The organism is Prosthecobacter sp. (assembly GCF_020439865.1).
GTDB lineage: Bacteria > Verrucomicrobiota > Verrucomicrobiia > Verrucomicrobiales > Verrucomicrobiaceae > Prosthecobacter.
In genome coordinates this window covers 1-10,500 of sequence record NZ_JAGRPF010000207.1, presented here as the reverse complement: position 1 = coordinate 10,500, position 10,500 = coordinate 1, and the positions used below count along the sequence as shown (strand labels likewise).

Below are 10,500 nucleotides of genomic sequence, written 5' to 3'. Positions count from 1 at the left end.
GAGCAGAGCGAGGCGTATCATGATCAAGGTCGGTGAAACAACGTAACGAGCAGACAGCGCTGCGATTTCAGCCAAGTCGCGGCGAATGGTCTTCCAGGGCAAAGCGTGACTTCCAGCTTTCGGGAATAGGAAGCCGCAGGCCGTAAAGGTAGCGAATAAGCTGGCCTTGGTGCGCCGCTTCGTGTTCGAGGAGATCGACGACCAGCCGGTGTTGCACGTCCGTGAATGCATCCATGCCGCCGAGTTCCGTGAGCAGGCCTTCCGCCGAACGGCACAGCGCCTGGGCGACCGCAGTCTTCTGCGTGGTAACTTCCAGCGAGCAGGTGAAGCCCGCCCACTGCCCGGCCTTGATCGCCTGCGCATAGCTTTCGCGGGCGCCCACAACACACCACAACTGCATCCCGACCGCGTTCGACGGCAGGCCGGGCAGCTTGGATCTCAATGCGTCCGCATCGATGCACTCGACGAGATCGCGAAAGAGTCCGAAGGACCGTTCGATCCGTTCCTGAATGACGACTGGAAGAGACATCGTGCGTTGGAGCAATTCACTTCTTCGGCTTGGCGTTCCAGATCGAGACGTTCTTGAACTGGGCGCCCTGGCCTTTGTTGACCAGCGCGACAATGCCCTTGGCGTCCTTGTAGCGTTCGTGATGCGCCTCGACGACGTGATCGTCCACCTTGGCACGGTAATGATCGCCGCAGATCTCGATCGTGATCGTGTGCCAGGCCTCGGGATCGATGGGGGTCTTGAGCTCGGCGAGTTTTTCTGATTTGGTGGTCTTCGAGATGCCCGACATGCGCGTCACCCAGATGGCGTCTTTGCTGATGAAGGTGCGCCCGAGGTGGTTGTTCGGCGGCACCGTGTCGCGACACGCGAAGGCGATCTGCGTCGCCGTGCCGAGCCGGAACTGCGCCGTAATGACGATGTCGGTGGCCTCAAAACGATACGTGCAGGAGGATGGATGATTGTTCTCAGCGAGTTCATCGCCATGCAGCGCACCGTCCTTCACGCTCCATTCGCCGATTCCCGCCTGCCAGCCGTTGATCGCGCCCTTGCGCGTTGGTGGCGCGGGCTCGTTGAACGGCGTCGAAACGATGACGGTCGTTGGTTCGCAAATCGTGGTCGCCGGTGGTTCAGCGACGGCCGGCTGGAATGACAGCGCGATGGTGGCGAGAGAGAGGAGGAGCGGTTTCATGAGTGGAGAGGAGTAATCATTGCTTTTTCTTTGGCGTCACCACCGGACCGGTGCCTTGAGGGCTCTTCGTGCGGGGCTTCTCGATCTTTTTCGCTCCTGCGGGGAGTTTCGCGGCATCGAAGGGAATGAGTGGCGATTCGGGCAGGACTTTGAGACGCAGATCCTTGATGTGGACGCTATTCGGATTGCCACGATGGAGCTGGATGGCGAGGAGACCTTCGAGGGCGCGCTTGCTGGTGTCGTGATCGATGAGTTCGGAGGTGGGTTGGCCGTTGATGAAGTGGCTGAGGTGATTGCCCTTGGCGATGATGGTGTACTCGTTCCACTGGCTGACGTCGACCTTCACAGGCTCGTGCTCGCTGAGTTCCCAGAGCGCGCCTTCGGGGTCGAGCATGACGTTGTGGCCGTTGAGTCCGAAGATGCCGCGGCCTTTTTCCTCATAGGTCATGCCGGTGTGCTCGATGGCGGGATGGATGTCGCACTGATAACCGGTGATGACCCACGGCGCGACTTCCGGCAGTTCGCGGCTGCGATATTGGATGCCGCTGTTGTTGTCGCCGATGACGCGCACGGTGGCGCGCAGCTCGAAGTCCTTCACCTTGCCGCCGCGCCAGATGAGGAAACTGTTGTTCGCCATCGCCTCGGGCGCGGGATTGGTGCCGATGACGATGCCGTTCTCGACCTTCCACAGTTTCGGATCGCCATCCCAGCCGGTGAGGTCTTTGCCGTTGAACAGCGAGGTGAAGCCGTCCTGGGCGAACGAGGTGGCGGTGAGTGCGAGAACGAGGAGGAGGGTTGGTTTCATGAGATCGATGGGTGGCGGCAAACAAGAACGCCGTCAGGACTCCGGCGATTGCGGCTTCTCTTCGTCGAGACGTTTGACCATGTCGCGGATGTCGCGTGCACCGCGCCAGGCGACCCACAACGTGATCGTGGAATACCAGATCACGACGCCCCAGATGAGCGCGTGCCAGAGCCAGTGGGATTCGGAGTTCATGCGGATTGCGGGCGGGGTTTGAGCAGCGAGCCGACGATCATGCCGAGCGCGGAGGCGACGAAGGCTGCGATGCCGGCCTGCTCCTTCGTGATGCCGGCGGCCATGGATGCGAGCGAGGGGATTTTTTCAAAGCTCAGGTGCAGCACGGGCACGATCGCGCCGCAGACGATCGCCGCGAGCGCGCCCCAGTTGTTCGCACGCTTCCAGTAGCAGCATGCGATGAGCAGCACGCTCATGCTGGAGAGGTAGATCGAGCCGGTGAGCGCGAGGTAGGCCCACACATTGCCCTGAATCTCGTAGAGCAGGCCGAAGGTGAAGAGATACACGCTGATGAGCGCGATGATGCAGCGGTTCCAGCGGATGGCGCGTGCGTGCGGCCACGCGCCGCGCTGGAAGGGTGCGAGGATGTCGTTATAAATGACGCTGCCCCAGCTCAGCATGTAGCTCGCGTCCGTGGACATGTCCGCCGCGAGCATGGCGGCGATGAGCAGGCCCATGAGACCGACCGGCAGGAACGTGCTGAGGAATTTCGGCATCGTGTTCAATGCGGCGTCGTTCAGCTTCGACTGCACGGCAGTTGGCACGGCGGCGAGTTCGGTCTCATCGAGCGTGGCGAGCGGTTTGCCGAGTTCGGAGGCCTCGACCTTTTGCACGATGGCCGCAGGCAGCGCGGCGCGTTCGTCGGACGAGAGAAACTCGAGCGGCTTCCAGCCGATCACCGCCAGCGCGGCGATGCCCCACAGTCCGGGAATCATCCAGCGGCAGACGAAGAAGAAGCTCGTGCGCGTGAACACCCGACGGCCGGTGCGCGCATCCTTCGCGGCCAGCAGGCGCGACACCACGGTCTGCCACGTGAGCGTCGCCGCGACGCCCATGAGCATTTGAAACACGATGAAACTCCAGCCGGTGTCCGGATTCGCCCACGGCGCGAAACCGCCCGCGCCATGATGTTTTTCGACCGTCTCGACGAGCCGTTCCCAGCCGACCTGCGACAAAATCATGATCGTCACGACCAGCAAGCCGAGGCTCATCACGACAAACTGCAGGAAGTCCGTCACCAGCACCGACAGCATGCCGCCGAGGATCGTGTAAACGGCCACCATGATGAGCAGCAGCGTCATGATGAGCACGAGATGACCGAGATCGAGCCCGGTGACCATGCAGAGGAACTGGCCGCCGATTTTCAAGAACACGCCCATGTTCAGCAGCCCGCCCATGACGATGACCACGCCGGAGAGCCAGCGCACGAAGCGCCCGAACCGCTTCTCGAACAGCTCCGGCAACGTCATCACGCCGGAGTCGCGCAGGCGGTTCACGCAGAAGCCGGATATGCCGATCGCAAACATCGCCGCCGCCTGGCAGATACCCGGCAGCGCACCTGCAAAACCCTGCGTGTAGCCGCCCTGCGCCGCATACATGCAGGTGATCACGCCAAACTCCGTGGCCGCGAGCGACGCGATGCCGAGATGCAGATTCATCTCTCGTCCGGCCACCAGAAAGTCCTCCACGCGCCGCACCCGCTTCCGCAACCACACGCCCGCCGCCATGGTGAGCAGCAGATACAGCCCGATGATCGAGCCGTCGATGGACCAGGAAAAGGATGACATGGCAGGCGCGGATTCTGATCAGCGCCGTCGGATTTGGCGAGGTAAAACCCGCGTTATTTCCCAAACATCGCGTTCTCCTTGTTCCCGCCGCTGAGGACGTAGGCGAGGAGGTCGAGGATTTCGTCCTTCTTGAGCATGGCGAGCAGCATCGGAGGCATGGGGGAGACGGTGCTGAGCTCGATGCTCTTCACTTCCTTGCGGTCCACGTTCACGCGCTGGTTGGGGTCGGTGAGGTCGGTGTTCAGGGTGACGCCGTCGCCGCTGAGGTTCACCACGACGCCGCTCATGATGCTGCCGTCGTTCTTGGTGACGATGATGGGCACGAACTGCTCGTTGATGACCTTGCTGGGGTTGATGATGTTATCGAGGAGATCGTGCGGGCTGTAGCGTCCGCCGGCACCGGTGAGGTCGGGGCCGGTCATGCCGCCGGCGTTGCCGAAGCGGTGGCAGGTGTAGCAGGCGGCGGCGGTGAACATCTTGCGGCCGTTTTCGAAGCTACGGTTCTTCAATCCGGTCTGCGCGGCGGCGCTGAGTTCTTCGAGCGTCCACATTGTCGGCGTGCGGCCGACGAACATCGCGCCGACGTTCTCGATGGCGCTCTTCACCTCGGGCTTCTTCGCGATGAGCTCGGCGAACTGCGCGTTCTCCTCCGGCGTGAAGGTGGCGAGCGAGTCCTTGCGGATGAAATCGACGAAGATGGTGAAGCTGCTGCCGCCCTTGTAGTTGGCGGCTTTGAGGAAGAACTCGAGCTGCTGCTTGCGGAGTTCGGGTGTCCAGCCGGTCTTCAGGAAGCGCAGGCTGCGGGCGTATTCGATCTGCGGCTCCTGGCTCTCGGCGGCGGCGATGAGCGCCATGGCTTTGCGTGCGGTATTCGGTGCCTGGAGATACGCGAGGGTTTCGGTGAGCAGCCAGTTGAGCTCAAAGTTGTCGGCAGGATACGCAGGATCGAGTTTCGCGATGATCGCGGCGACGGTGGCGTCGTCCGGATTGCCAAAGCGGTGCAACACGATCTCGATGAGGCGCACGTAGGCGAGGCGCTGGTCGTTCGTGAGTTTGCTGAAGTCGTCCTTGAGCAGCGCGGCGAGGATTTGATCGCGCTTGGCGGTGTTCACGACGTAGCCTTCCTTGCGATGCGTGGGGCAGACGCCGGTGAGACGAGTCACGGCGAGCAGGGCTTCGAGCTGCGCGGTGAGGTTCGTTTCAGCGAAAGCCTTCGCTTCCCATTCGGTGAGCGGTTGATGCTCGATGGCGACGCGTGCGGCGGCGCGGATGAAGCGGTCGTCGCTGCTCAGGTGAGGCCACGCAAACGCAACGGCTTTCGGATCTTGTTTGCCGTGGAAGGCTTCCAACGAGCGGCGAAGGTCACGAGCCACCACTTCAGGGACAAGCTTTCCATTCATGCCACGCGAACCACTGCCAAATCCAGGGTCTGTGACATGGATCTTCTCACCACCCGTGTAAGTCACCCGATACAGCCCGCTCTGCACGCGGCGGCCGCCGATGGTGAAATACATCGCGCCGTCTTTGCCGATGATCGCATCGCTGACTGGCAGCGGGCCGCCGGTGACGAATTCTTCCTTCGTGGCGGTGTAGGTCGCGCCGCTGGGCTTGAGATGCACGGCGTAGATTTTGCCCCAGCTCCAGTCGAGCGCGTAGAAGGCCTCCTGATATTTGGCGGGGAACTTGGCGCCGTAGCCGAAGGTGCAGCCGGTGGGCGAGCCGGGGCCGATGTTCAGCGTGGCGGGCAGGCTGTCGAAGTAGAATTCGGGATACTTGCCCGCGCCGTTGCGCCAGCCGTACTCCGCGCCGCTGACGACGTGGTTGATGCGCGTGGGGCGATACCACGAGGTGTTGAAGTCATACTCCATGTCCGCGTCATACACGAAGAGCTCGCCGTCGCGGTTCACGCCGCCGTCGAAGATGTTGCGGAAGCCGTTGGCGAACTGGCTGAACTCTTTCCCATCCGGCGAGACGCGATACACGTTGCCGCCGGGAGCCATGACCGAGCGATTGTGGCCGCGGCCGTCGGGCATGCGCGGCAGCAGGTGATCGTCGCCCCAGAGCTTCTGCACCGGCGAGGATGCGACGGTTTCCGTGAGCACGGCGTTGTTGCCGGTGATGAGATACAGGCCTTTGCCATCGGGCGTGAGCAGCACGGCATGCACGCCGTGGTCGCCGCCGGAATCGATCGCGCGCAGCAGCTCGACCTTGTCGGGCATGTCGTCGTTGTCGCTGTCAGTGATGCGATAGAGGCCGCTGGAGATTTTCTTTTCGTAATCGTTCACGCCCACGTAGAGCGCGCCAAAGGCAAAGAGCATGCCGTTCACCGCGCGGATGTCGGCGGGAACTTTCTGCACGTCGCTCTCGCTCAGCGTCTGGCCCGGCGCGGGCGGCGTGAAGCGGTAGAGCACGCCGTATTGGTCGCTGGCATAGATGCGGCCTTTGTCATCGGTGCAAAGATTGACCCACGAGCCCTGATCGCCGCCGGGCACGGAGTAAAGCAGCTCCACTTTGAAATCGGGCAGCGTTTTGATATTCGAGACCGGCGTGGCGACGTTCGCACCGATGGCCGGGCCGACGGCTTGTGGGCGGTTCGGTTTGGCCTTGGCTTTGGCCTGACCTTTGCCTTTCGCAGCGCCTTTGCCTGGACCGGGTGCCTTGGCCTGGGCGCAGAGTGGTTGCGGGATGAGGAATGACGACAGCAGGAGACTCAGGCAAAGATATTTCTTCATGGTGGGCGATGGAATGATGAACGAATGACGAGAGGAGGCAGGAGACGAATTATTTCTTCTTGGCCTTCGCCTTGGCTTTGCTCTTGGGCGCCTTGGCCTCGATGATTTGCGCATCGCTCGGGATGGGAGAATTGGTGAAATCGATCACGCCGCCATCGGGCAACTCCTTGAGCATGACGTCCTTGATCTGCACGTTCATCGCCGGGCCGCGATGAATCTGGAAGGCGAGCAGGCCTTCGAGCGAACGCTTCGCGAGTTCGAAGTCGAGCAGGTCGATTGTCACCTGGCCGTCGATCTTGTGAACGAGATGATTGCCCTGCGCGATGACGGTGTACTCATGCCACTCGGCGATGTCGACCTTCACCGGATCGTGCTCGGAGGCGAGCCACTTTCGACCCTCGGGATCGATGACGACGCCCTGGCCGTTCTGCACAATGATGCCGCGTCCGCGCTCCTCATAGACCATCGCGTTGTTCGGCGCGGCGGGATGCACGTCGCACTGATAACCGCCGACAGACCACTTGCCGACCTCCGGCAGCTCCTTGCTGCGATACTGGATGCCCGTGTTGTTGCCGCTCTGCTTGATCTTCACGCGCAGCTCAAAGTTTTTCACCACACCGCCGCGCCAGATCAGGAACTGATTGTAGGCGAGCTGCTCCGGCCCGGTCGTCTTGCCGGTGATGCAGCCGTCCTCGACGCTCCACAGCTCCGGATTGCCATCCCAGCCGGTGAGGTCCTTGCCGTTGAAGATGGATTTGAAGCCGTCCTGTGCGGAGACGGTGGAAATGGCGAGCAGTGAGAGGAGAACGAGTTGTTTCATGGGTTGGGCGGGAACGTTAAACGTGAATCGTACACCGGACTTCCGGCAAACGATGTGTCGAATTTGGCAAGAGGGGGCGGGCGCGGTGTTACTTCCACACGCCGGGCTCGTTGGTCCACTTCGTGAGCACCTGGCGTTCGGTGACGGGCCACCAGGCCTGCAGTTTGGCGGCGAGGCGCGCGACGACTTCGGGATTCTCGGCGGCGAGGTTTTTGTCCTCATGCGGATCAGCGATGAGATCGAAGAGCTGCGGGCGTTTCTCCGTGCGCGGATGACTGCTGGCGTAGTGGCCGAGTTTGCCGTCGTAGGTGAGCAGCAGCTTCCATTTGCCCTCGATCACCCAGCGATAGACCAGGCTGTCCTCGGGCTTGTCGATGTTGGCGACGTCGTGCGCGAAGGATTCGCCGTAGCATTCCTTGCGCGGCGTTGGCTCGCCGGATTCGAGGATGGGCAGCAGGTTGATGCCCGGAAGCTGTTGGGGAATCGGCGCTCCGGCGGCGGTGAGCGCGGTGGGCATCATGTCGATGCTGGAGCAGAGCTGTTCGCCGCGCATGCCGGGTTTGATCTTGCCCTTCCAGCTGAACATGATCGGCTGCCGGACGCCGCCTTCGTTGGAGGACTGCTTCGAGCGCGGAGCGTAGCCTCCGCTCTTCTCGCTCTGAATCCAGCCGTTGTCGGCCACGTAGACGAAGAGCGTGTTTTCCGTCAGCCCTTTCTGCTCGATGCGGTCGATGAGCTGGCCGCAGGTCTCATCGAACCACTCGACCATCGCATAGTACTTCGCCACGAAGTCGGATTCGATGCCCTTGGCCTTGTACTTCTGGAACAGGCGGTCTGGCGGCGTGTGCGGCGTGTGCGGCATGAACGGTGCATACCAGAGGAAGAAGGGCTTCTTCTCCGACACCGCCGTGTCGATGAAGTCAAACACCGGCGCCATGCCCTCGCGGCCGATTTTTAGGCCGTCGTCACCATGGCGTCCGCCCGGCTGCGGGAAACCGCGCGTCATGCCGTGTGTGAAACCGCCGCGCTGGTAGCTGCCTTCCCACCACTTGCCAGACTGATGGCTCAGATAGCCCTGCGCGCCGAGCAGCTTCGCGATCGAAGGCTGCACGTCCATGTTCGCGATCAGTTTCTCGCGCAGCGCGGCATACGCGGCGGAGTCGCCGCCTTTATTGCCTTTGCCCTTTGCCTTGGGCTCCGCATCCGCAAGCGCTGCGGGATCGTTGCCGCTGACCTTGTGCTGATGCGTGTACATGCCACTGGCAAACGTCGCCAACGCCGGACGGCACAGTGCCGTGGGCACGTAGCCGCGAGTGAAGACCGCGCTGTTCTTCGCCAGCTTGTCGAGGTTCGGCGTCTCGATGTACTTGTGGCCCATGAAGCCGTAGTCCGTCCACGCCTGATCGTCCGAGATCAGATAGACGATGTTCGGCGGCGCAGAAAAAACGGGCGATACCGCCAGCAGGGTCAAAGCGAGGAGGGAAAGAGAGAGGCGCATGGTGGGATGGGTTGGGCCCATGGTAACGCCCCCACCCACCCTGCGCCTATCGGCAAAAGCAGTGTCGGATCTGGCAAAGCATCGGAATGGATCAATCACAATGATCAGGGAACCAGCGTTCCTTGAACGGAGAAATCATCGACATTGAGATGGCCCCAGCCGGAGGTCTTGTGATCGACGACTTGAAACCGCACGCGGTGGTTCTTCCATTTGGCGACGTCCCAGACCACGCGGCGCATGCGCGTGTCGTGTTCACCACCGCCTCGGATGAGCACTTCGTTTGAGTCGGCGTCGATGAGCGCGACGAAGAGTTTCCCTTTGTCGAAGCCTCCCGAGACGAGAAACGCGGCCTGATCGCCTTCGAGTTTGAACGCCGGTGACTGCATCACGCCGACTTGGCTGTCAGTCGCGCTTTTGCCATCGGCGAGGGCGACGGTGGACAGATGATGAGCGCCTTCGCGGGCGAAGGGCTGATCCTGAAAACGCGGCAGCGAAGGCATGGTGGTCACAGGCTGTGCGAAGGCGCCTTCCGAGATCGTCCAGCCGTCCATGTCGTCGGATTCAAAGAGGAAACGCAGATTGCCGACGGGTTTGAAGTCGTCGTAGGCGGCAGAAGGCTGTTTCGTCGAAGCCTGCTTTTTGGCACCCGCTTCGAGACGGCGCTCGCCGGGATCAAAGAAGCGTGCGCCGCTGCCGGTGCGGTCGATGTCGCCGAGTTCAGCGCGGGCTTTTTCGATGCGCTGGATGAGTCGTACAACGACATCGGGATGTTTGGCGGCGAGGTTCGTCGTTTCGCCCGGATCGGTGTTGAGATCGAAGAGAGTCGGCTCTTTGACGGCCTCGATCATGCGCCCCCACCAGCCGGTGCCGGGAGGATTAGCGGGACGCGGGAGGACGAGTTTCCACTGGCCGACGCGCACGCCGGTGAGCAGGCAGCCGGTGTAGTAGAAGTAATCGTCGCGCGGACTTGTCTCCGTTTCGCCAGTCAAAAAGCGCGTGCCGTCGTGACCATCGAGCATTCGGTTCGCGGGCAGTTGGGCGTTGGCGATCTTCGCGAAGGTGGGCAGCAGATCCATCGTGCTGAAGATGCCGTCGCTCACGCGGCCGCCTTGGATTTTTCCCGGCCATCGGGCGACGAACGGCACGCGGCAGCCGCCGTCCCACGCGGACATTTTCCAGCCGCGCAGCGGATCGGCCGTGCCGGAATGATCACGGGGGATGAAGGGCTTGCCGCCGGGTTTCATGCCCGGGGTGGTTTCCACCCACGGACCGTTGTCGGAGGTGAAAACGACGAACGTGTTGTCGTCGAGGCCGAGTTGCTTGAGCTTGTCGAGAAGTTGCCCGGTGGACCAGTCGATCTCCTCGATGGCATCACCATACAGACCGTAGTCGGACTTGCCTTTGAAGTTCTCCGACGCGCCGATCGGGATGTGCGGAAGGTTGTGCGCGAGGTAGAGGAAGAAGGGCTGCGCCTTGTTCTTGCCGATCCATTCGATGGCCTCGCGAGTGTAGTCGGCGGTGATGTGATCCCAGCTTTGCACCGCCTTCACGACGACCTCTTCGTTGCGCATGATGGGACTGCGCATCGGCGTGTCCTGCACGCGCACGGTGGCGCCGTTGTACTTGGGCGTGCCGTAAAAGTAGTCGAAG

At 62.0% G+C, this 10,500-nt stretch carries 9 protein-coding genes; all 9 read right to left on the bottom strand.

Translation table 11 applies throughout. The features are described from left to right. Window positions 1–67: 67 nt before the first annotated feature. A complete protein-coding gene (locus KDL09_RS22220; RefSeq protein WP_294390097.1) occupies window positions 68–529 on the bottom strand; it encodes a hypothetical protein in 462 nt (153 codons plus the stop codon). Window positions 530–545: 16 nt separating this feature from the next. After that, window positions 546–1,196 (bottom strand): family 16 glycoside hydrolase, encoded by a 651-nt coding sequence (locus KDL09_RS22215; RefSeq protein ID WP_294390094.1) that lies wholly within the window; start codon window positions 1,194–1,196, stop codon window positions 546–548. 16 nt (window positions 1,197–1,212) lie between these two features. Beyond that, complete coding sequence (locus KDL09_RS22210) at window positions 1,213–2,001, bottom strand: DUF1080 domain-containing protein (protein ID WP_294390091.1); 789 nt, start codon at window positions 1,999–2,001, stop codon at window positions 1,213–1,215. A 33-nt stretch (window positions 2,002–2,034) separates the two neighbouring features. Then, on the bottom strand, window positions 2,035–2,193 hold the full coding sequence (locus KDL09_RS22205; RefSeq protein WP_294390089.1) for a hypothetical protein: 159 nt from the start codon (window positions 2,191–2,193) through the stop codon (window positions 2,035–2,037). Next, window positions 2,190–3,800, bottom strand: a complete 1,611-nt coding sequence (locus KDL09_RS22200) for a sodium:solute symporter family protein (protein ID WP_294390085.1) — start codon at window positions 3,798–3,800, stop codon at window positions 2,190–2,192. Before KDL09_RS22200 ends, KDL09_RS22205 begins: the two co-directional genes overlap by 4 nt. Before the next feature lie 53 nt (window positions 3,801–3,853). Continuing rightward, on the bottom strand, window positions 3,854–6,532 hold the full coding sequence (locus tag KDL09_RS22195) for a c-type cytochrome (RefSeq protein WP_294390082.1): 2,679 nt from the start codon (window positions 6,530–6,532) through the stop codon (window positions 3,854–3,856). 49 nt (window positions 6,533–6,581) lie between these two features. Continuing rightward, window positions 6,582–7,352, bottom strand: coding sequence for a DUF1080 domain-containing protein (locus KDL09_RS22190; protein ID WP_294390079.1), 771 nt, complete (start codon window positions 7,350–7,352; stop codon window positions 6,582–6,584). Between the two features lie 88 nt (window positions 7,353–7,440). Continuing rightward, window positions 7,441–8,850 (bottom strand): sulfatase, encoded by a 1,410-nt coding sequence (locus KDL09_RS22185; RefSeq protein WP_294390074.1) that lies wholly within the window; start codon window positions 8,848–8,850, stop codon window positions 7,441–7,443. Between the two features lie 104 nt (window positions 8,851–8,954). Then, window positions 8,955–10,500 (bottom strand): sulfatase-like hydrolase/transferase (locus tag KDL09_RS22180; RefSeq protein ID WP_294390071.1); only part of this gene is annotated, 1,546 nt, incomplete at its 5' end.

Coding starts and splice junctions, on each gene's coding strand:
- KDL09_RS22220 (WP_294390097.1), bottom strand. CDS start 529: ATGTCTCTTCCAGTCGTCATTCAGGAACGGATCGAACGGTCCTTCGGA.
- KDL09_RS22215 (WP_294390094.1), bottom strand. CDS start 1,196: ATGAAACCGCTCCTCCTCTCTCTCGCCACCATCGCGCTGTCATTCCAG.
- KDL09_RS22210 (WP_294390091.1), bottom strand. CDS start 2,001: ATGAAACCAACCCTCCTCCTCGTTCTCGCACTCACCGCCACCTCGTTC.
- KDL09_RS22205 (WP_294390089.1), bottom strand. CDS start 2,193: ATGAACTCCGAATCCCACTGGCTCTGGCACGCGCTCATCTGGGGCGTC.
- KDL09_RS22200 (WP_294390085.1), bottom strand. CDS start 3,800: ATGTCATCCTTTTCCTGGTCCATCGACGGCTCGATCATCGGGCTGTAT.
- KDL09_RS22195 (WP_294390082.1), bottom strand. CDS start 6,532: ATGAAGAAATATCTTTGCCTGAGTCTCCTGCTGTCGTCATTCCTCATC.
- KDL09_RS22190 (WP_294390079.1), bottom strand. CDS start 7,352: ATGAAACAACTCGTTCTCCTCTCACTGCTCGCCATTTCCACCGTCTCC.
- KDL09_RS22185 (WP_294390074.1), bottom strand. CDS start 8,850: ATGCGCCTCTCTCTTTCCCTCCTCGCTTTGACCCTGCTGGCGGTATCG.